Raw genomic sequence first — 21313 nt, 5'->3', positions numbered from 1 at the left:
CAGAAAGATGGAATTCGCTTTCTACTTCGCATCCGGGATCGCCGTGGTGTCCACCCTTCGGGTGGTGACCGGCACCAACCCCGTGCACGCCTTGCTTTACCTGATCATTTCGCTGATTTCCGTGGCCATGATCTTCTTCTCCCTGGGTGCGCCGTTCGCCGGTGCCCTGGAAGTGATCGCCTACGCCGGCGCCATCATGGTGCTGTTCGTGTTCGTGGTGATGATGCTCAACCTCGGGCCGGCTTCGGTGGCCCAGGAGCGCGGCTGGCTCAAGCCCGGCATCTGGGCCGGGCCGGTCATCCTTGGCGCCCTGCTGCTGGCAGAGCTGCTGTACGTGCTGTTCGTCACCCCGAGCGGCGCCGGCATCAGCGGTACCACCGTGGGCCCGAAAGCCGTGGGGGTCAGCCTGTTCGGCCCCTACCTGCTGGTGGTCGAACTGGCGTCGATGCTGCTGCTGGCGGCAGCTGTGACCGCCTTCCACCTGGGCCGCAACGAGGCGAAGGAGTAAATCATGGGTGCTATCCCTCTCGAACATGGCCTGGCAGTCGCCGGCATCCTGTTCTGCTTAGGTCTGGTTGGCCTGATGGTCCGCCGCAACATCCTCTTCGTGCTCATGAGCCTGGAAGTCATGATGAACGCCTCTGCCCTGGCGTTCGTCGTCGCCGGGGCCCGTTGGGTCCAGCCCGACGGCCAGGTGATGTTCATTCTGGTGATCAGCCTGGCAGCTGCCGAGGCCAGCATTGGCCTGGCCATCCTGCTGCAGCTGTACCGCCGGTTCCACACTCTCGACATCGATGCTGCCAGTGAGATGCGCGGATGAACCTTCTCTTTCTGACTTTCGTCTTTCCCCTCATCGGCTTCCTGCTGATGTCGTTCTCGCGCGGACGGTTCTCGGAGAACCTGTCCGCGCTGATCGGCGTCGGCTCGGTAGGCCTGTCGGCGGCCACGGCCGCCTACGTCATCTGGCAATTCAACGTCGCCCCACCTGAAGGCGGCGCTTACAGCCAGTTGCTGTGGCAGTGGATGTCGGTGGACGGCTTCGCGCCGAACTTCACCCTGTACCTGGACGGCCTGTCGGTCACCATGCTCGGCGTGGTCACCGGTGTCGGCTTCCTGATCCACCTGTTCGCCTCCTGGTACATGCGTGGCGAAGCCGGCTACTCGCGCTTCTTCTCGTACACCAACCTGTTCATCGCCAGCATGCTGTTCCTGATCCTTGGCGATAACCTGCTGTTCATCTACTTCGGCTGGGAAGGCGTGGGCCTGTGCTCGTACCTGTTGATCGGCTTCTACTACAGCAACCGCAACAACGGTAATGCCGCGCTCAAGGCATTCATCGTCACCCGCATCGGCGACGTGTTCATGGCCATCGGCCTGTTCATCCTGTTCGCCCAGCTGGGTACCTTGAACGTGCAGGAGCTGCTGGTGCTGGCACCACAGAAATTCCAGGCGGGCGACACCTGGATGGTGCTGGCAACGCTGATGCTGCTGGGCGGTGCGGTGGGTAAATCGGCCCAGCTGCCACTGCAGACCTGGCTGGCGGACGCGATGGCCGGCCCGACTCCGGTTTCGGCACTGATCCACGCCGCGACCATGGTGACTGCGGGCGTGTACCTGATCGCCCGTACCAACGGCCTGTTCCTGCTGGCACCCGACATCCTGCACCTGGTAGGCGTAGTCGGTGGCGTGACCCTGGTACTGGCCGGCTTCGCTGCGCTGGTGCAAACCGACATCAAGCGTATCCTCGCCTACTCGACCATGAGCCAGATCGGCTACATGTTCCTGGCCCTGGGCGTCGGTGCCTGGGACGCGGCGATCTTCCACCTGATGACCCACGCGTTCTTCAAGGCACTGCTGTTCCTGGCCTCCGGTGCGGTGATCGTGGCCTGCCACCACGAGCAGAACATCTTCAAGATGGGCGGCCTGTGGAAGAAACTGCCCCTGGCCTATGCCAGCTTCGTGGTCGGTGGCGCGGCCCTGGCCGCCCTGCCGATCGTGACGGTAGGCTTCTACTCCAAGGACGAGATCCTCTGGGAAGCCTTCGCCAGCGGCAACACCGGCCTGCTGTACGCCGGCCTGGTGGGCGCATTCATGACCTCGCTGTACACCTTCCGCCTGATCTTCATCGCCTTCCACGGCGAAGCCAAGACCGAAGCGCATGCCGGCCACGGCATCAGCCACTGGCTGCCGCTGGGCGTACTGATCGTGCTGTCGACCTTCATCGGTGCCTGGATCACCCCACCGCTGGCCGGCGTGCTGCCTGAAAGCGCCGGCCATGCCGGTGGCGCCGCCAAGCACGCGCTGGAAATCACCTCGGGGTCGATCGCCATTGCCGGTATCCTGCTGGCAGCCCTGCTGTTCCTGGGCAAGCGCAGCTTCGTCAGTGCGGTGGCCAACAGCAGCATCGGCCGCGTGCTTTCGGCCTGGTGGTTCGCTGCCTGGGGCTTCGACTGGATCTACGACAAGCTGTTCGTCAAACCTTACCTGCTGATCAGCCACATGCTGCGCAAGGATCCGGTTGACCGCGGCATTGCCCTCATCCCTCGCCTGGCTCGCGGCGGCCACGTCGCCATGAGCAAGACCGAGACAGGCCAACTGCGCTGGTACACCGCCTCGATCGCCGTTGGCGCAGTGCTGGTACTCGGCGCTGTGGTAGTGGCTGCGGTATGACCATGAACTTTGCGAACCTTGCGACCCTGCAAAAGGAAACGAACCCGTCATGATTTTGCCTTGGCTGATCCTGATCCCCTTCATCGGCGGCTTCCTGTGCTGGCTGGGTGAGCGCTTCGGCGCCACCCTGCCGCGCTGGATCGCGCTGCTGACCATGTCCCTGCTGCTAGGCATCGGCCTGTGGCTGTGGGCTCACGGCGATTACACCCTCGCCCCCGCACCTGGCGCCGAACCGGCCTGGGCCCTGGAATACAAAGTCCAGTGGATCCAGCGCTTCGGCATCAGCATCCACCTGGCCCTCGATGGCCTCTCGCTGCTGATGATCCTGCTTACCGGCCTGCTCGGTGTGCTGTCGGTCCTGTGCTCGTGGAAAGAAATCCAGCGTCACGTCGGCTTCTTCCACCTCAACCTGATGTGGATCCTGGGCGGCGTGGTCGGTGTGTTCCTGGCACTGGACCTGTTCCTGTTCTTCTTCTTCTGGGAAATGATGCTGGTGCCGATGTACTTCCTCATCGCGCTCTGGGGTCACAGCTCGGCAGATGGCAAGAAGACCCGGATCTACGCGGCGACCAAGTTCTTCATCTTCACCCAGGCCAGCGGCCTGATCATGCTGGTGGCGATCCTTGGCCTGGTCCTGGTCAACTACAACACCACCGGCGTGCTCACCTTCAACTACAGCGACCTGCTCAAGGCCCAGTTGCCTGCGGGCGTGGAATACCTGCTGATGCTGGGCTTCTTCATCGCCTTTGCGGTGAAGCTGCCGGTGGTGCCGTTCCACTCCTGGTTGCCTGACGCTCACGCCCAGGCGCCCACTGCAGGTTCCGTGGACCTGGCCGGTATCCTGCTGAAGACTGCGGCCTATGGCCTGCTGCGCTTCGCCCTGCCGCTGTTCCCGAACGCCTCGGCCGAGTTCGCGCCGATTGCCATGACCCTGGGCCTGATCGGCATCTTCTACGGTGCGTTCCTGGCTTTCGCGCAAACCGACATCAAGCGCCTGATCGCCTTCTCCAGCGTCTCGCACATGGGCTTCGTGCTGATCGGTATCTACTCCGGCAGCCAGCAGGCCCTGCAAGGCGCGGTAATCCAGATGCTGGCCCACGGCCTGTCGGCTGCCGCGCTGTTCATCCTGTCGGGCCAGCTGTACGAGCGCCTGCACACCCGTGACATGCGCCAGATGGGCGGCCTGTGGCACCGTATTGCCTACCTGCCCGCCATCAGCCTGTTCTTCGCCGCTGCCTCGCTGGGCCTGCCCGGCACCGGCAACTTCGTCGGCGAGTTCCTGATCCTGCTCGGCAGCTTCGTGCATGTACCGTGGATCACCGTGATCGCCACCACCGGCCTGGTATTTGGCTCGGTGTACTCGCTGATCATGATCCACCGCGCCTACTTCGGCCCGGCCAAGAGCGACACCGTACTGGCCGGCATGGACGGTCGCGAGCTGATCATGGTGCTGGGCCTGGCGGTCCTGCTGATCCTGCTGGGCGTGTATCCGCAGCCATTCCTCGACACCTCTGCCGCCACCATGAGTGGTGTGCAGCAGTGGCTCGGCTCCGCTTTCACTCAACTCGCTTCGGCCCGGTAAGAGCGCTATGGAATTCACCACTCAACACTTCATCGCATTGGCGCCGATGCTGATCACCACCATCACCACGGTGGTGGTGATGCTGGCGATCGCCTGGAAGCGCAACCACTCGCAAACCTTCCTGCTGTCCACCGTGGGCCTGAACCTGGCGCTGCTGTCGATCCTGCCGGTGCTGAAGGTGGCACCGTTGGCGGTCACCCCGCTGCTGACCATCGACAAGTTCGCCTGCCTGTACATGGCGATCATCCTGGTGGCCACGCTGGCTTGCGTCACCCTGGCCCACGCCTACCTGGGCGAAGGCTCCAAAGGCTTCCCGGGCAACCGTGAAGAGCTCTACCTGCTGCTGCTGATGTCGGCACTCGGTGGCCTGGTGCTGGTCAGCGCCAACCACCTGGCGGGGCTGTTCATCGGCCTGGAGCTGCTGTCGGTGCCGGTCTACGGCCTGGTGGCCTATGCGTTCTTCAACAAGCGCTCGCTGGAAGCCGGTATCAAGTACATGGTGCTGTCGGCCGCCGGTTCAGCGTTCCTGCTGTTCGGCATGGCCTTGCTGTACGCCGACGCCGGCAGCCTGAGCTTCGACCAGATCGGCAAGGCCCTGGCGGCTACCAGCATGCCAAGCCTGGTGGCCCAACTGGGCCTGGGCATGATGCTGGTCGGCCTGGCCTTCAAGCTGTCGCTGGTACCTTTCCACCTGTGGACCCCGGACGTGTACGAAGGCGCCCCGGCGCCGGTTGCCGCATTCCTGGCAACCGCCAGCAAGGTCGCGGTGTTCGCCGTGGTCGTGCGCCTGTTCATGCTCTCCCCTGCTGCCAGCAGCGGCGTGCTGAGCACCGTACTGGCGGTCATCGCCGTTGCCTCCATCCTGGTCGGTAACCTGCTGGCGCTGACCCAGAGCAACCTCAAGCGCCTGCTCGGTTACTCGTCCATCGCCCACTTCGGTTACCTGCTCATCGCCCTGATCGCCAGCAAGGGCCTGGCCCTGGAAGCCATGGGCGTGTACCTGGTCACCTACGTGATCACCAGCCTGGGCGCCTTCGGGGTCATCACCCTGATGTCCTCGCCCTATGGCGGCCGTGACGCCGATGCCCTTTACGAATACCGCGGCCTGTTCTGGCGCCGCCCGTACCTGACTGCAGTGCTGACCGTGATGATGCTGTCGCTGGCGGGCATCCCGCTGACCGCCGGTTTCATCGGCAAGTTCTACATCATCGCCACCGGTGTCGAGTCGCACCTGTGGTGGCTGGTTGGTGCCCTGGTGATCGGCAGCGCCATCGGCGTGTACTACTACCTGCGTGTCATGGTCACCCTGTACCTGGTCGAGCCGAACCTGCGTCGCCACGACGCACCGCTGAAGTGGGAGCAGCGCACCGGTGGCGTCATGCTGCTGGCCATCGCCATTCTTGCTTTCGTACTGGGTGTGTACCCGCAACCCCTGCTGGAAATGGTCCAGCAAGCCGGCCTGCAACTGATCGGCTGATTGCCCTGGCAATGAAAACACCCCGCTGATGCGGGGTGTTTTTTTATGTGCGTGTTTTAGGTCGCTGAGCATGCCAGCTCATTCACCAGGGCTACCCAGCCCTGCGCCCGGCAGGGCCGCCTTGCGCAAATCACCATTGGCTGAAGGCAGGTAGACTTCCGGGTTGGGCATGCCGCTGGGCGACAGTTCATGGGTCATTTCGAATTCGGCACGTACCGACCAGCCACAGGCCTCGGTTGTGCATTGCAAATAAGCAATGCGCAGGAAAATATGGCGACCTTCACTGGTGCGGATGCGCATCCTGCTGTGGCAGTGCGGGCAGACAAGCTTGTAAGTACTCACGGCAAGTACCTGCAAGCACTGTTCAGGTTCAACTTCAGTGAGAATGCTCGCCGGAGTGTGTCAGTATTGGCCACAAAATCGGGACTATTCTTCAGTTTGGTGTTTCTCATTGCAGAAATGCTCCTTAAAACGCAGGGCTGTATTCATAACGAGTAGTTTAAGCCCATGGAATATCATTAAACCAGTCATGGATATTTGTTATGAGTACTCACGTACTGGCTGCGGTGCTCACGCGGCTCAAGCTTCTAACTGGCGCGCAGTCCGACGCCGATCTTTCGCGCGCACTGTCGGTGAGCCCGCAGACGCTCAGCAGCTGGAAGGTGCGCGATAGCATTCCCTATTCCCTTTGCATCGAGATCGCCAGGCAACATGCCTGCTCGCTGGACTGGCTTCTGCTCGGCCATGGCGAGCAGGCCCCGGCAAGCCGGGGCCTGACGGGTTGGGAAGCCGATGTGCTCGAGCGCCTGCGCACCTTGTCCCCCAGCGACCGCCAAGCCATCTTGCTGTTCATCGAAGACAAGCAGCGAATCCGGCAACTGGAACAGCGGTTGAGCGAGCTGGCGGGTTAACCCCGCTTACGCCAGCGCTGGATCAGTTCACGCGGGTCGAGGGTGTCGACCAGCACCATGACCTTCAGGCTGACCGGAATGACGATTACCGCTGCCACAAAACCGGCCATGCCACGTGACAGCAAGGGCACCGACTCCGAAATCAGCGGCTCGAACAAATGGCCCACGCCTACGGTGACGAACACCAGCAAGAGTTTCTTGGCCAGTGTCAGCCGCTTGGCGGTGTTGGTGATCAACCGGTCGCGTGCGGCACTGACCAGCAACGCCCCCAGCAACGCGGCGAACAACACATTGCCATCCACCCCCAGCATCTGCGCCAGGGTTGAACCCAAGTGGTCGCAGAACCATTGTTCAGGCATGTTTCAGCCCTCGTCGCGGTCCTGCAAGGCAAGGCGCGGAACCCAAGGTATGCAGGATCGCGGCTTCGACAAAACGGGTGTAACACACGTGCAAGGCGCGCCCATGGTCATGCCCGGCCACGTCCTCGAGGCGTTGGTAGCCCCGCTCACGCAGTGCCGCTCGCCAGCGGGCGAACTCGCTTGCCGCGGCAATCACGGCACAGCGCGCGGCCACCTCCAGCGCCGCATCACTGACTGGCTGCTGCAGCTTCAGCCGTTCATGCAACCTGCCCAAGTCCACCCGCGGCCAGAACGGGTCGTGGCTATCGGCAATGCGTGGTAGGCGATCGGTACTCATGCGTCACCTCCTCATTGCTCGGCCAGCATGCCGTAACGAATAGCCTTGATCACTGCAGCTACCCGGGTGGGCACATCGAATTTGCGCAGGATGTTGGACACGTGGAAATTCACGGTCGACTCCTTGCACGCCAGGATCTGCCCGATTTCCCAGGAACTCTTGCCATAGGCGCACCACAGCAGCACCTGCTGTTCACGTGGTGTCAGGCGCACCGGGGCGTCCGCCAGAGGGTGCTGCGAATGTCGAGCGTTGTCGGTCATGTTTGAACTCCACGGGTGAGTGAGCACGGCACGCTTGCCGATCTGCGTTCACCTTACGAAGCCCGGGCGGCAGCCTCCATCGCCGCCGCTTGTAAAGAACTTTCGTACAAAAGCGTCTGACGAAAGCAGCGGGAAAATGAGTGCTTTTCTTCGTGCTCCCGGCGGCATTTCGCTCGTCTCAACGCCGTTGTCCATTCGCTTTTCGCCTGGAGTCGTACAATGCGTCGCGTTATGCCCCTGTCATCCTGCCTGGGCCTGCTGGCTGCCATGGGCGCCACCCAGCCCGTCGTGGCGGCACCCTCGGTCGAGCTCGACCAGGTGCTGATCACCGACGAGGAGCAGACCGAACTGACGGCCGCCACCCAGCGCCTGCGCGAAATACCGGGCGCCAGCAACCTGGTGGACATGCAACGCGTCGGCCAAGGCCGGGTGGCCAGCAACCAGGACGTGCTGGCCTACCAGCCCGGTGTGTTCGCACAATCGGCAGGCAACGACGGGATCAAGTTGTCGATCCGCGGCTCAGGCCTCAATCGTGCCCCGGGGGCACATGGCTCTGGCATCTACACGATGTTCGACGGGCTGCCATTGACCGGCCCGGGGGGCACCCCCTACGAGCTGTTCGAACCCTTGTGGCTAAGCCGCGCGGAAGTGTTGCGCGGCGCCAACGGCTTCGATCAGGGCGCGCTGGCACTGGGTGGCGCGATCAACTACGTCACCCACACCGGCTATGACGCTGCACCGCTGCAGGTGCGCTACGAGGTGGGCAGCCGCGGCTACCAGCATCGGCATATCAGCTCGGGCCAGGTGCTGGGCGACCTCGACTACTACGTCGCGTTGACCGATGCCGAATACGACGGTTACCAGGCTCACAGCAGCGGCAGTGCCAAGGGCGTGGCTGCCAATGTCGGCTACCGCTTCAACCCCAACCTCGAAACGCGCTTCTACCTGCGCTACCGGGAAACCGAGAACGAACTGGCCGGGCGCCTGACCAAGGACCAGATCAAACACCACCCTCGGGCGGCCAACCCGGCCTACCTGGCCCGTGACGATAGCCGCCCGCAACCGGGCAGCACCTGGGTAGGCAACAAGACTACCTTCTACCTCGACGATGACGCGCGGGTGGAAGCCGGCCTGGTCTACCACGACTACCCCATGGACCTGCGCGAAGGGCCGATGCGCCTGAAGGTGGCCTATACCGACGTCAGCGGCACGCTCAACTATTCGCGCCGCGACAGCCTGTACGGCCACGAGAGCAAGACCACCCTCGGCTGGCGCACCACCAAACACCTGCCAAACAGCGGCGCCTCGCAGTTCGCCCGCACTGGCGACGTGTTCGGTGCAAGGACGCGGGACTTCACCTACCAGGGCTCCGATACCGTGCTGCATGCCGGCAATGACCTGGAACTGGTGCCCAACCTGTGGCTGACCACCGGCCTGGCCATGATCTACACCCGGCGTGAAAGCGACGTCACCTACCCTGCCGAGGGCGGCAAAGTGAGCATGCATGACTGGGATTACGCCCCCCGTGTGGGCTTGCGCTACGACCTTCGGCCGGACCTGCAGGTGTATGGCAACCTCAGCCGTTCGGTCGAGCCGCCACACCCCTGGTCGCTGATCTGGAGCGCACCGAGTACTGGCGGCAAACAGATCCAGCCGATCAAAATGCAGAACCAGACTGCAACCACCCTGGAAGTGGGCGCACGTGGCGATTCGGCCATCGGCCGCTGGGACCTGGCCTGGTACTACGCACAGGTGCGCCACGAACTGCTCGCCGTGGAAGTGGTGCCGAACTTCACCTCCGAGTTCAATGCCAGCGCCACAGTGCACCAAGGTGTGGAAGCCGGCCTCGTCAGCACCTTGTGGGAACGCGCAGGCACGGGCAAGTTGAGCCTGCGCCAGGCCTATACATTCAGTGATTTCCACTACCGCGATGACGAGGCGTTCGGTGACAATCGCCTGCCTGGCATCCCCATGCACTATTACCAGGCCGAGCTGCGCTACGACTGGCCGAACGGTTTCCATGCCGGGGTGAATACCCAGCTGGCATCCAAGGTTCAGGTGGACTACGCCAACAGCTACCACGCTGATGAATATGCCCTGCTCGGCGCGCGTATCGGTTGGGATTCACCCCGCCAGGACTGGCAAACCTGGCTGGACCTGCGCAACCTCACCAACCAGCGTTATGCAGCGACGGTGACGCCCGCCTACAACGATGCCGGTAATGACAATGCGCGCTCCACCCCGGGCGAAGGCTTTAGCGTATACGCCGGGGTTTCCTACAGCTTCCGCTAACGCATGGCGCCCCTTGCAGCAGCGGGCCAGGCCACTGCGGCAAGGGGCATCCCACGAGTGGGTTGGCGGTTCAGACCGACCGGTTCAGCTTCACCCATGAAGCAAACTTGTCGATGAAGGCCTGCAGGAATGGCCGGGTCTTGTCGTTGAGCTTGCCCGACTCGTCGAACAGGTTGGCGGCACCGCCAATGTAGGCTTCGGGCATCTGCATGCACGGCATGTCCAGAAATACCAGCGCCTGGCGCACGGCATGGTTGGCACCAAAGCCGCCGATAGCCCCTGGCGAAACGCTCACCACCGCAGTGGGCTTGCCGCTCCAGGCACTGTGCCCGTAAGGCCGCGAGCCAACGTCAATGGCGTTCTTCAGGCAGCCGGGGACCGAGCGGTTGTATTCAGGGGTGACGAACAGCACGGCATCGCTACGGCGGATCTCCTCGCGAAACCGTGTCCAGGACTGAGGAGCGCCTTCGGCCTCGACATCCTCGTTGTACAGCGGCAGATCGCCAATTTCGACGATTTTCAGGGCAAGACTGGACGACGCCAGCTCCGCAAGCGCGCGGGCGACCTTACGGTTGTAGGACTCCTTGCGCAAGCTACCGACAACAACCGCAACCGAATACACCTGGCTCATGGCAATTTCCTACCTATACGGGTTAAAGGACGTTGTAGTTATAGATGACCGTTTCTCGCCGCTTTGGTTTTTTTTCATCGACGCGAAAACTTCCAGCCCTCCTGCACGGTCTATGACTACAGACATTTCCTACGTATTTCAGAGGTTTCCACCCAAATGGCAGCAGTAATGGTCGGCCAATTCCACGCCCGTGACGCCGAAGGCCGCATCTACCCCGTGCACGAGTTCCAGGAGTCGACCCTGCAACTTGACGGCAGCACACTGGGCGCCCCCATCACAACCTACCGCCTGGCCATCGGCGACAAGGTCAATTACCTGGGTGAAAACCGCTTCGAGCTGGCCCGCAGCGGTGTCGAGCTCATTCGCATTCCGTGAAGCAAGCCGTGGCGCATTGCCGGTGATGGATGACCGGCAGCAGCAAGACAGATAGCCACAATCAGCCGGCAGCTGACTCGGTCAGCACCTGCCACATCGAAGGCCCGCCTGCCGATTTGGCTATGGCTGCCAACCGCTCGGCATGCGCTTCCAGCTCTTGGGCATTGGCCATGATCACGCGCCCCGGCGCTCGCCCGGTGATCCGGCGGATTTCGCTGCCGCCGCCAACCTCCCCGTCACCCTCGGCATCCGCCCCATGACCGGCCAGCGACAGGCTGGTCTGGCCACCGGTCATCGCCAGGTAGACGTCGGCCAGCAGTTCCGAGTCGAGCAGTGCGCCGTGCAGCTCACGGCCCGAGTTGTCGATATCGTAGCGTTTGCACAGCGCATCGAGGCTGTTGCGCTGCCCCGGGTGGCGCGAACGCGCCAGCAGCAAGGTGTCGAGAACGGTGCAGTACTGCGACACGTCCGCGCGATGCTGCTGGCCCAGCAAGGCGAATTCGTTGTTGATGAAGCCTACGTCGAACGCCGCGTTGTGGATGACCAGCGTGGCGCCCTGGATGAACTCGAAGAACTCATCGGCCACATCGGCGAAGCGCGGCTTGCCGACCAGAAACGCGTCGGTGATGCCGTGGACGTTGATCGCCCCCTCGTCACTTTCGCGGTCCGGCTGCAGGTAGACATGGAAATGCCGCCCGGTCAGCCGCCGGCCGATCACCTCGACACAGCCGATTTCGATGATCCGGTGACCTTCGCCAACCGGCATACCCGTGGTCTCGGTATCGAGAATCACGTACCGTTTATCTTGCTGCTGCTCCACGCCGGGTGCTCCAACTTGCATCAGTTACAAAGCGGCGATTGTACCCCAGCTCAACGCTGGGCGCGCACCTCATCGACCCCACGGTTGGCCAACTGGTCGGCCCGTTCGTTGCCGGGGTGGCCGATGTGCCCGCGTACCCACTTCCAGGTGACCTTGTGGCGGTTGACCTGCTCATCGAGCAGTTGCCACAGGTCGGCGTTTTTTACCGGCTCCTTGGCCGCGGTTTTCCAGCCGCGCTTCTTCCAATTGACCATCCACTCGTTGATGCCCTTCATCACATATTGCGAGTCGGTGGTCAGCACGACTTCGCATTCACGCTTGAGCGACATCAGCCCCTGGATCGCCGCCATCAGCTCCATGCGGTTGTTGGTGGTTTCACGTTCGCCGCCCCACAGTTCCTTCTCGACGCCCTTGTAGATCATCAGCACCCCCCAGCCACCCGGGCCAGGGTTGCCCTTGCAGGCACCATCGGTAAACATTTCGACGCTATCGCTCATGTACCACTCTTGAATTCAGTGCTTGTCAGTTTCAGGGTTGGCTGCCGTGCGGTTGACCTTGGCCAGCGGCAGCGGCAGCAGCTTGCCCATGGGCTCGCGACGCTGCTGACGCAGGGGCCGCAGCCCTACCACCATCTTGCGCGCCACCAGCAGGTAGACCCCACCACCGGCACCTTGCCAGCCGCCGGCCAGCCGCTCCCAGCCTTGCAGGCGCTGCTGCCAGGCCGGTGAGGCAAGCGGCGGACGATAGCACCCGAAGCGGCGTTTCTCCAGCGCGAAGCCCAGCAGGTTGAGCCAGTCGCCAACCCGCGACGGCGAGATGCAGCGCGCCTTGCGCAAGGCGCCATGGCTGAAGAAATGGCGCATGCCCCAACTGCTCCACGGGTTGATGCCCACGATCAGCAAGTGCCCACCCGGGCGCACGGCACTGGCTGCCTCGCGCAGCAGGCCATGCGGGGACAGGCAGAAGTCCAGGCCATGCTGCAGCACCACCACGTCGGCAGCATGCTCGCTCAGCGGCCAGGCCTGTTCCTCGCAGACAATTTCAACCCCAGGCAACGGCGCACCAAGGCGCACATTGCGCTGCACCTGGGGTGCCTGGGGCGGTGCTTCGGCGCAGGGCCCGTAATGCACCAGGTAACCGCCAAAAAAGCGCCCCAGCTCTTCCTCCAGCAGTTGGTCTTCTTCCTTGAGCATCAGTTGGCCGAGTGGGCCATTGAACCACTCACGGGCCAGGCTGATCAGCTCGACCCAGTCCGGATCGGCCTGGGCAAAGGCTTGGTCGGTCATTGCGCTCTCCCTCGAAGGTTCTCCCGCCGCGCCATCGCGGCTAAGATGCCTTCATGTGCCACGCTAGGTGAATCGGATCCGCACCATGATACAGATCGATGCTCTTCCCGCTTTCTCCGACAACTACATCTGGTTGTTACAGGATACTGCCAAACGCCGTTGTGCGGTGGTCGACCCCGGCGACGCCGGCCCGGTGGAGCGTTGGCTGGCCGCCAACCCCGGCTGGGCGTTGAGCGACATCCTCATTACCCACCACCACAACGACCACGTCGGCGGCGTGGCACGGCTCAAGCAACTGACCGGCGCGCGGGTCTGTGGCCCGGCCAACGAGCAGATTCCCTGCCGTGACCTGGCGCTGGACGAGGGCGCCGAGGTGGAAGTGCTGGGCGTGGTATTCCAAGTGCTGGCGGTGCCCGGCCACACCCTGGGCCATATCGCTTTCTTCAGTGACCAGCCGGCAACCCCGCTCCTGTTCAGCGGCGATACCCTGTTCGCGGCCGGTTGCGGGCGCATGTTCGAGGGCACGCCCGAGCAGATGCAACCCGCCCTGGCCCGCCTGGCTGCCCTGCCCGCGCACACCCAGGTGTACTGCGCCCACGAATACACGCTTGCCAACCTGCGCTTCGCCAGGGCCGTCGAGCCCGACAACCGGCATGTGCAGCAGCGCTTCGACGAGGTGACCCGGTTGCGCGCCGACCAGCGCATCACATTGCCGACAACAATTGGCCTGGAGCGCCTGACCAACCCTTTTTTGCGCACCTCTGAAACATTAGTTAAACAAAAAGCAGACGAATGGAAGGGACACTCCAACGCTACGCATGTCGCTGTTTTTGCTGCCTTGAGGTCTTGGAAAGACACCTTCTGATAACCGCAAGATATATCGCAATCTGTCTTCAACGGTTGACCCGGCCCGGAGCGGTTTCTAGAATCGCCGAAATTTTTTGCCCGGATACCTGTCTCAGCCGATGTCTTCCCGTAGCCGCAGAACCTCTCATTCAGTCGCCCTGACGCGCCTGGCCCAAATCAGTGCGCTGGCTCTGGCCGCCACTCTGGTGGGTTGCCAGAGCACCCGTCAGCTCGACGAATCCGATAGCGTTCGCGCGCACAACTACCAGGCGCGGATCAAGCACAAACCCGCGCCGCTGCTGGTCAAGCCGGCCGAGCAGGCGCCACAGGACGTGTGGGAGCGCATGCGCCAGGGCTTTGCCCTGCAGGACAGCATCGACGTCAACCCGCGCATCGAGCAACAGCGTTTGTGGTTCGCCAGCAACCCCACCTTCATCGAAAGCGCTGGCGAGCGCGGCAGCCTGTACCTGCACTACATCGTCGAGCGCCTCGAGGAGCGTGACATGCCCCTGGAGCTGGCGCTGCTGCCAGCCATCGAAAGCGCCTACAACCCGATGGCGTATTCGCGGGCCAGCGCCGCAGGCATGTGGCAGTTCATGCCGGCAACCGGTCGCCACTTCAACCTGCGCCAGACCAATTTCTATGACGGCCGCCGCGACATTACGGCCTCGACCAATGCTGCGCTGGACTACCTGACCCGCCTGCATGACATGTTCAACGGCGACTGGCTGCTGGCGCTGGCCGCCTACAACGCCGGCGAAGGCACGGTCAGCCGCGCCATCGAGCGCAACGAGAAGCTTGGCCTGCCGACCGACTACTGGAACCTGCCACTGCCGCAGGAAACCCGTGACTACGTACCCAAGTTGCTGGCGCTGTCGCAGGTGGTGTCCACGCCTGAAGCCTATGGCGTCAATCTCACCCCGATCGCCAACGAACCGTACTTCGAAGCAGTGGCGATCAACGAACGCTTGGACCTGACCCGGGTTGCCGCCTTCGCCAACATCGACGAGGACGAGCTGATCCAGCTCAACCCGGCTTTCAAGAAACGCATGACCGTCGATGGCCCGAAACAGCTGCTGGTGCCAACCGCCAAAGCACAGCTGCTCAGTGCCAGCCTGTCCAACCTCAACCCCGAGCAACTGGTCAGCCTGCAACCGCCAAAAGCCGCATTCGCCCGCGCCGTGGCCGAAGCCAAGGCACCGATGGCCACGCGTAGCTACCGGGTCAAGCGGGGTGACAACCTCGGTGCCATCGCCAAGGCCAACCGCGTATCGATCAAGGACATCAAGCGCTGGAACCGCCTGTCCGGCAACAACCTGCGCGCTGGCCAGGTCCTGGCCCTGCGCGGTGGCAACGCCCCGAGCGCCGCCGGCAATCGCGTAGCGGCGTCGGCGCAGCGCTCTACCCAGTACAAGGTGCGCAAGGGTGACTCGCTGTACCTGGTGGCCAAGCGCTTCAACGTGGAAATGAAGCACCTCAAGCGCTGGAACCCGCGCAGCGGTCATGCCCTCAAGCCCGGGCAGACCCTGACCGTCTACGTCGGGCATTGAAAGTCGCAAGCTGCAAGCTGCAAGAAAAAAGCAATTCGCGTACACCGCCGCTTTTTCTTGAAGCTTGAAGCTTGAAGCTTGCCGCTCTCTTTTTCCCACCCCCCCAAGCTGTTACTGTACGCCGACAAAAGCCCAACGCCTCTGGATCGGATGCCGACTTGATACGTCCCCTCCTGCTGTCAATCAGCCTGGCCTTGAGCTTTCCCGCAGTCGCGATGGTGAGCGAAAGCCACGGATACGCGCAGTTCGGCACGCTCAAGTACCCAGCCACGTTCACCCACTTCGACTGGGTCAACCCGCAAGCGCCCAAAGGCGGCACGTTGCGGGCGATGGCCTTTGGCACCTTCGACACCCTCAACCCCTATACCTTCAAGGGGTCGAGCCCGGTTACCACGCCCAACTTCCAGCAGTACGGCATCAGCGAGCTCAACGAGCCGCTGATGGTCGGTACCGGCCAATACGACCCGTCCGGCGACGAGCCCACCTCCAGCTACGGCCTGATTGCCCGCTCGGTGGAATACAGCGAGGACCGTAGCTGGGTGGTGTTCAACCTGCGCCCGGAAGCCCGCTGGCATGACGGCAAGCCGATCACCTCGGCAGACGTGGCCTTCTCCTACCGCACGTTGCTCAAGGACGGCCACCCGATCTACCGCACCAACCTGCAGGAGGTGCAGCGGGTCGACATCCTCGGCCCGCTGCGCATCCGCTTCGTGTTCAAGCGCGCTGGCAACCCACTGCTCATCCTGCGCCTGGGCGAGATGCCAGTGCTGCCCAAGCACTACTGGCAGCACCGTGACTTCAAGGCCACTACCTTCGAGCCGCCATTGGGCAGTGGCCCGTACCGCATCACCGAGGTGCAGCCGGGGCGCCGGCTGGTGTTCGAGCGCGTCAAGCGTTACTGGGGCAAGGACCTGGCCGTCAACCGAGGCAAGTACAACTTCGATCGCGTGGAGTACGAATTCTACCGTGATGCCACCGTGGCCTTCGAAGCGTTCAAGGCCGGTGAATTCGACATCTATATCGAACACCAGGCGAAAAACTGGGCCAACGGCTACAACTTCCCGGCCGTGCGCCGTGGCGAGGTGATCAAGGCGCAGATCCCGCACCGCATCCCCACGCAAACCCAGGGCCTGTTCATGAACAGCCGCCGGGCGACCTTCAGCGACCCGCGGGTACGCCAGGCACTGGGGCTGATGCTCGACTTCGAGTGGACCAACCGCGCCCTGTTCAGCAACGCCTACCGGCGCTCGACCAGCTACTACCCCAACAGTGAGTTCGCCGCCAGTGGTGTGCCCACCGGCAAGGAATGGCTGCTGCTGGCCCCATTCCGTGACCAGTTACCCGCCAAACTGTTCAGCGAACCGTACCAGGTCAGCCACACCGCCGGCCGTGGCGTCAGCCGCGAAACCTTGCGCCAGGCACTGGCCCTGCTCGCCGAGGCGGGGTGGAAGCTGAACGGCCAGCGCCTGGTCGACAGCAAAGGCCAGCAGTTGCGCATGGAGCTGTTGCTGGTAAACCCCAACCTTGAACGCATCCTGCAACCTTATGTCGAAAATCTGTCCAGCATCGGTATCGATGCGCGCTTGCGCACCGTGGACCGTGCCCAGTACAAACAACGCCTGGACCAGTTCGATTTCGACATGATTCTGATGACCCTCAATCAGACCCTGAGCCCCGGCCTGGAGCAGTGGTTGTACTTCCATTCGAGCCAGGCCGGCACCAAGGGCAGCAAGAACTATGCAGGGGTCAAGGACCCGGTGGTCGACCACCTGCTCGACACCCTGTTGGCCGCACGCACCCGCGACGACCAGGTGGCTGCCGCCCGCGCCCTGGACCGCGTCCTCTCATGGCAGTACTACATGATCCCCAACTGGTACCTGGACAACCATCGCCTGGCCTACCGCAACCGGTTCGCCTTCGTCACCACACCGCCCTATACCCTTGGGCTGAACAGCTGGTGGATAAAGACTTCGGAGAAAGCCCAATGATGCCAACGCACCGCTTGCGCCGGCTGGCTGGCAGCTTGTTGCTCGCCTGCCTGAGCCTTCCCGCCCTGGCCGCACCGCAACATGCCCTCACCCTGTACGACGAGCCGCCCAAATACCCTGCCGACTTCAAGCACTTCGACTACGTGAACCCCGAGGCGCCCAAGGGTGGCACCTTCCGCCAGTCCAGTTTCGGCGGGTTCGACAGCCTCAACCCGTTCATCAACAAGGGCGTGCCGGCCGAAAACATCAGCATCATCTACGACACCCTGATGCGCCAGAGCCAGGACGAACCCTTCACCGAATATGGCCTGGTCGCCGGCAAGATCGAGAAAGCCCCGGACAACAGCTGGGTGCGCTTCTACCTGCGCCCCGAAGCACGTTTCCACGATGGCCACCCCATGCGTGCCGATGACGTGGTGTTTACCTTCAACGCCCTGATCAAGGATGGTGCGCCGCTGTATCGTCAGTACTATGCCGACGTCGCCGAGGTGGTCGCCGAAGACCCGTTGAAAGTGCTGTTCAAGTTCAAGCACCGGAACAACCGTGAGCTGCCGCTGATCCTCGGCCAGTTGCCGGTGCTGCCCAAGCACTGGTACGAAAACCGCGACTTCAACCGCGGCAACCTGGAAATTCCACTGGGCAGCGGCCCGTACAAGGTGGCCGAGGTCAAGGCCGGGCGCTCAGTACGCTACGAGCGGGTCAAGGACTACTGGGCCAAGGACCTGCCGATCAACCGTGGGTTCTACAACTTCGATGTCATGACCTTCGACGCCTACCGTGACACTACCGTAGCCCTGCAAGCGCTCAAGGCCGGGGCGTTCGACTATGGCCTGGAAGTCAGCGCGAAAAACTGGGCCACCGCCTACGACGTGCCCGCTGTGCGCGAAGGCCGGCTGATCAAGGAAGAGCTGCCCAACGGCAACCCCACTGGCATGCAGGGCTTCATTTTCAACATCCGCCGGCCGGTATTCCAGGATGTGCGCGTACGCCACGCCTTGAGCCTGCTGCTGGACTATGAATGGACCAACAAGCAACTGTTCAACGGTGCCTACACCCGTACCGGCAGTTACTTCGAAAACTCGGAAATGGCCGCCCGTGGCTTGCCCAGCGCCAGCGAACTGAAGATCCTCGAGCCGCTGCGCGGCAAAGTACCCGACCAGGTGTTCACCGAGGCCTTCCACAACCCGGTCAGCGACGGCAGCGGCATGATCCGCGAGCAGCAGCGCCAGGCCTACAAGCTGCTGCAGGAGGCCGGCTGGAAAATCGTCGACGACAAGATGGTCGATGCCCAGGGCAAACCGGTAAGCATCGAGTTCCTGCTGGCGCAGACCGAGTTCGAACGCATCCTGCTGCCGTTCAAGCGCAACCTGGCTGACCTGGGTATCGAGCTGAACATCCGCCGGGTCGATGTCTCACAGTATATCACCCGCCTGCGCTCACGCGATTTCGACATGATCGTCGGCGGCTATCCGCAGTCCAACTCGCCCGGCAACGAGCAGCGCGAATTCTGGTCCAGTGCCGCCGCCGACAACCCCGGCAGCCGCAACTTCATCGGCCTGCGCGACCCGGCCATCGACCAGCTGGTCGACCAGCTGATCAATGCCGACTCGCGCCAAAGCCTGATCGACCATTGCCGCGCCCTCGACCGGGTATTGCTGTGGGGCTATTACGTGATCCCCAACTGGCACATCAAGACCTGGCGGGTCGCCTACTGGAACCACATCGGGCACCCGAAAGTGTCGCCCAAGTACGACATCGGCATCGACACCTGGTGGATCAAGCCCGGGGTAAGCCCGGCCGTCAGCGCAGCCCCTGCGGACGAGGCCAACTGAGATGCTGGCCTACATCCTGCGCCGCCTGCTGCTGATCATCCCGACCCTGTTCGGCATCCTCATCATCAACTTCATCATCGTCCAGGCTGCCCCCGGTGGCCCGGTCGAGCAGATGATCGCCAAGCTCGAAGGCTTCGAGGGCGCCACCAGCCGCATTGCCGGTGGCGGTGCCGAGGTGTCCGTGGCCGGCTCCAACTACCGTGGCGCCCAAGGCCTGGACCCGGCGCTGATCGCCGAAATCGAGCGCATGTACGGGTTCGACAAATCGCCGCCCGAACGCCTGTGGATCATGATCAAGAACTACGCCCGACTGGATTTCGGCGACAGCTTCTTCCGCGATGCCAAGGTCATCGACCTGATCATCGAAAAGATGCCGGTGTCGATCTCGCTGGGGCTGTGGAGCACCCTGATCATGTACCTGGTGTCGATCCCGCTGGGCATCGCCAAGGCGGTACGCCATGGCAGCCACTTCGACGTGTGGACCAGTTCGGCGATCATCGTCGGCTATGCGATCCCCGCCTTCCTGTTCGCCATCCTGCTGATCGTGCTGTTCGCCGGCGGCAGCTACTTCGACTGGTTCCCGCTGCGCGGCCTCACCTCCAACAACTTCGACGAGCTGAGCACCACCGGCAAGGTGCTGGACTACTTCTGGCACCTGGTGCTGCCAATCACCGCGCTGGTCATCGGCAACTTCGCAACCATGACCCTGCTGACCAAGAACAGCTTCCTCGACGAAATCAACAAACAATACGTGGTGACCGCCAAGGCCAAAGGCCTGAGCCGGCCGCGGGTGCTGTATGGCCATGTGTTCCGCAACGCCATGCTGCTGGTGATTGCCGGCTTCCCTTCGGCGTTCATCGGTATCTTCTTCACCGGCTCCCTGCTGATCGAGGTGATCTTCAGCCTCGACGGCCTGGGCCTGATGAGCTTCGAGGCGGCCATCAACCGCGACTACCCGGTGGTCTTCGGCACCCTGTTCATCTTCACCCTGCTGGGGCTGGTGGTGAAACTGATCGGCGACCTGACCTACACCCTGGTCGATCCACGCATCGACTTTGCCAGCCGGGAGCACTGAAATGGCCTTGTCCCCCCTCAACCGACGGCGCTTCGAGCGCTTCAAGGCCAACCGCCGTGGCTGGTGGTCGCTGTGGTTGTTCCTGATCCTGTTCGGCCTCAGCCTGGGTGCCGAACTGATCGCCAACGACAAACCGATTGCCGTGCGCTACGACAACCAGTGGTACTTCCCCGCCTTCAAGCGCTACCCGGAAACCACGTTCGGCGGCGAGTTCCCGCTGGAAGCCAACTACAAGAGCCCCTACATCCGCGAGCTGCTGGCCAAGAAAGACAGCTTCGTGCTGTGGGCGCCGATCCCGTTCAGCTACCAGAGCATCAACTACGACCTGCGTGTTCCGGCCCCGGCACCGCCCTCGGCGGACAACTGGCTAGGCACCGACGACCAAGGCCGCGACGTGCTGGCGCGGGTGATCTACGGCTTCCGCATATCGGTGCTGTTCGCCCTGACCCTGACCGTGGCCAGCTCCATCATCGGCGTCCTCGCGGGTGCCTTGCAGGGGTTTTATGGCGGTTGGGTCGACCTGGCCGGGCAACGCTTTCTGGAAATCTGGTCGGGGCTGCCGGTGCTGTACCTGCTGATCATTCTTGCCAGTTTCGTGCAGCCGAACTTCTGGTGGCTGCTGGGCATCATGCTGCTGTTTTCCTGGATGAGCCTGGTCGACGTGGTGCGCGCCGAGTTCCTGCGCGGCCGCAACCTGGAGTACGTGCGTGCCGCCCGAGCCCTGGGCATGCGCAACGGCGCAATCATGTACCGGCACATCCTGCCCAACGCCATGATCTCGACCATGACCTTCATGCCGTTCATTCTCACCGGCGCCATCGGTACCCTCACGGCCCTGGACTTCCTCGGCTTCGGCCTGCCCGCCGGTTCGCCCTCGCTGGGCGAGCTGGTGGCCCAGGGCAAGTCCAACCTGCAGGCACCCTGGCTGGGCATCAGCGCCTTTGCGGTGCTGGCGCTGATGCTGAGCCTGCTGGTATTCATCGGCGAATCCGCCCGCGACGCCTTCGACCCGAGGAAGTGAC

22 protein-coding genes are annotated in these 21313 nt (G+C 62.9%); 14 read left to right on the top strand and 8 right to left on the bottom strand.

From position 1 onward, the window contains the following. Window positions 1-7 precede the first annotated feature (7 nt). From nuoJ to nuoN, 5 genes are read left to right on the top strand one after another with little or no spacing between them, the layout of a single operon-like run. Window positions 8-508 (top strand): NADH-quinone oxidoreductase subunit J, encoded by a 501-nt coding sequence (gene nuoJ, locus QME24_RS06910; protein ID WP_009686420.1) that lies wholly within the window; start codon window positions 8-10, stop codon window positions 506-508. 3 nt (window positions 509-511) lie between these two features. Next, complete coding sequence (nuoK, locus tag QME24_RS06905; protein ID WP_003251446.1) at window positions 512-820, top strand: NADH-quinone oxidoreductase subunit NuoK; 309 nt, start codon at window positions 512-514, stop codon at window positions 818-820. Then, window positions 817-2670: an NADH-quinone oxidoreductase subunit L gene (gene nuoL / locus QME24_RS06900; protein ID WP_280091769.1), complete on the top strand. Its 1854-nt coding sequence runs from the start codon at window positions 817-819 to the stop codon at window positions 2668-2670. Before nuoK ends, nuoL begins: the two co-directional genes overlap by 4 nt. A 49-nt stretch (window positions 2671-2719) precedes the next feature. After that, window positions 2720-4252: an NADH-quinone oxidoreductase subunit M gene (nuoM, locus tag QME24_RS06895; protein ID WP_029886633.1), complete on the top strand. Its 1533-nt coding sequence runs from the start codon at window positions 2720-2722 to the stop codon at window positions 4250-4252. A gap of 7 nt (window positions 4253-4259) precedes the next feature. Next, entirely contained in the window at window positions 4260-5729 is a 1470-nt protein-coding gene (nuoN, locus tag QME24_RS06890; protein ID WP_009686417.1) for an NADH-quinone oxidoreductase subunit NuoN, read from the top strand. Between the two features lie 78 nt (window positions 5730-5807). Here nuoN and QME24_RS06885 read toward each other — a convergent pair whose 3' ends face one another. Then, window positions 5808-6071 (bottom strand): ogr/Delta-like zinc finger family protein, encoded by a 264-nt coding sequence (locus QME24_RS06885; protein ID WP_110676793.1) that lies wholly within the window; start codon window positions 6069-6071, stop codon window positions 5808-5810. 200 nt (window positions 6072-6271) lie between these two features. Here QME24_RS06885 and QME24_RS06880 point away from each other — a divergent pair, with 200 nt between their 5' ends. Next, complete coding sequence (locus QME24_RS06880) at window positions 6272-6640, top strand: helix-turn-helix domain-containing protein (protein ID WP_029886636.1); 369 nt, start codon at window positions 6272-6274, stop codon at window positions 6638-6640. Here QME24_RS06880 and QME24_RS06875 read toward each other — a convergent pair. From QME24_RS06875 to QME24_RS06865, 3 genes are read right to left on the bottom strand one after another with little or no spacing between them, the layout of a single operon-like run. Next, window positions 6637-6999 (bottom strand): hypothetical protein, encoded by a 363-nt coding sequence (locus tag QME24_RS06875; protein WP_009686414.1) that lies wholly within the window; start codon window positions 6997-6999, stop codon window positions 6637-6639. The genes QME24_RS06880 and QME24_RS06875 overlap by 4 nt on opposite strands. Continuing rightward, window positions 6992-7336 (bottom strand): head completion/stabilization protein, encoded by a 345-nt coding sequence (locus QME24_RS06870; protein ID WP_009686413.1) that lies wholly within the window; start codon window positions 7334-7336, stop codon window positions 6992-6994. Before QME24_RS06870 ends, QME24_RS06875 begins: the two co-directional genes overlap by 8 nt. An 11-nt stretch (window positions 7337-7347) precedes the next feature. Beyond that, a complete protein-coding gene (locus QME24_RS06865) occupies window positions 7348-7596 on the bottom strand; it encodes a helix-turn-helix transcriptional regulator (RefSeq protein ID WP_009686412.1) in 249 nt (82 codons plus the stop codon). A gap of 219 nt (window positions 7597-7815) precedes the next feature. Here QME24_RS06865 and QME24_RS06860 point away from each other — a divergent pair, with 219 nt between their 5' ends. Further along, window positions 7816-9888, top strand: a complete 2073-nt coding sequence (locus tag QME24_RS06860) for a TonB-dependent receptor (protein ID WP_192439861.1) — start codon at window positions 7816-7818, stop codon at window positions 9886-9888. A 70-nt stretch (window positions 9889-9958) separates the two neighbouring features. On the opposite strand, the gene QME24_RS06855 is transcribed toward QME24_RS06860, so the two are convergent. Further along, complete coding sequence (locus QME24_RS06855; protein ID WP_054904804.1) at window positions 9959-10519, bottom strand: NADPH-dependent FMN reductase; 561 nt, start codon at window positions 10517-10519, stop codon at window positions 9959-9961. A gap of 156 nt (window positions 10520-10675) precedes the next feature. Between QME24_RS06855 and QME24_RS06850 the strand changes: the two genes are divergently transcribed. Continuing rightward, window positions 10676-10894 (top strand): hypothetical protein, encoded by a 219-nt coding sequence (locus tag QME24_RS06850; protein ID WP_009686408.1) that lies wholly within the window; start codon window positions 10676-10678, stop codon window positions 10892-10894. 61 nt (window positions 10895-10955) lie between these two features. Here the strand turns inward: QME24_RS06850 and dnaQ are convergent, their stop codons facing one another. Genes dnaQ through QME24_RS06835 form a run of 3 tightly spaced genes read right to left on the bottom strand, consistent with a single transcriptional unit; the run spans window position 10956 to window position 13000 of the window. Next, entirely contained in the window at window positions 10956-11714 is a 759-nt protein-coding gene (dnaQ, locus tag QME24_RS06845; protein ID WP_054904805.1) for a DNA polymerase III subunit epsilon, read from the bottom strand. Window positions 11715-11764: 50 nt separating this feature from the next. Beyond that, on the bottom strand, window positions 11765-12211 hold the full coding sequence (gene rnhA, locus QME24_RS06840; RefSeq protein WP_029886642.1) for a ribonuclease HI: 447 nt from the start codon (window positions 12209-12211) through the stop codon (window positions 11765-11767). A gap of 15 nt (window positions 12212-12226) precedes the next feature. After that, complete coding sequence (locus QME24_RS06835) at window positions 12227-13000, bottom strand: methyltransferase domain-containing protein (RefSeq protein WP_029886643.1); 774 nt, start codon at window positions 12998-13000, stop codon at window positions 12227-12229. Between the two features lie 85 nt (window positions 13001-13085). Between QME24_RS06835 and gloB the strand changes: the two genes are divergently transcribed. The 6 genes from gloB to QME24_RS06805 all read left to right on the top strand — a co-directional run bounded on the left by gloB (window position 13086) and on the right by QME24_RS06805 (window position 21312). Continuing rightward, entirely contained in the window at window positions 13086-13865 is a 780-nt protein-coding gene (gene gloB, locus QME24_RS06830; RefSeq protein ID WP_054904806.1) for a hydroxyacylglutathione hydrolase, read from the top strand. Window positions 13866-13965: 100 nt separating this feature from the next. Continuing rightward, window positions 13966-15396: a lytic transglycosylase domain-containing protein gene (locus QME24_RS06825; protein ID WP_054904807.1), complete on the top strand. Its 1431-nt coding sequence runs from the start codon at window positions 13966-13968 to the stop codon at window positions 15394-15396. Window positions 15397-15554: 158 nt separating this feature from the next. Then, complete coding sequence (locus QME24_RS06820; protein ID WP_202981961.1) at window positions 15555-17384, top strand: extracellular solute-binding protein; 1830 nt, start codon at window positions 15555-15557, stop codon at window positions 17382-17384. Continuing rightward, on the top strand, window positions 17381-19216 hold the full coding sequence (locus QME24_RS06815; protein ID WP_047149855.1) for an extracellular solute-binding protein: 1836 nt from the start codon (window positions 17381-17383) through the stop codon (window positions 19214-19216). The genes QME24_RS06820 and QME24_RS06815 overlap by 4 nt, the downstream gene beginning before the upstream one ends. 1 nt (window position 19217) lies before the next feature. Further along, a complete protein-coding gene (locus QME24_RS06810; RefSeq protein WP_009686399.1) occupies window positions 19218-20291 on the top strand; it encodes a microcin C ABC transporter permease YejB in 1074 nt (357 codons plus the stop codon). Window position 20292: 1 nt separating this feature from the next. Beyond that, the gene (locus tag QME24_RS06805; protein ID WP_054904809.1) at window positions 20293-21312 is read left to right on the top strand and encodes an ABC transporter permease; all 1020 of its coding nucleotides are present in this window, start codon (window positions 20293-20295) and stop codon (window positions 21310-21312) included. The last annotated feature ends 1 nt before the right edge of the window (window position 21313 follow it).

Origin of the sequence: Pseudomonas sp. PARCl1 (genome assembly GCF_947311875.1) — a bacterium.
Lineage (GTDB): Bacteria > Pseudomonadota > Gammaproteobacteria > Pseudomonadales > Pseudomonadaceae > Aquipseudomonas > Aquipseudomonas juntendi.
This window is presented reverse-complemented; position numbering and strand designations above follow the sequence as displayed.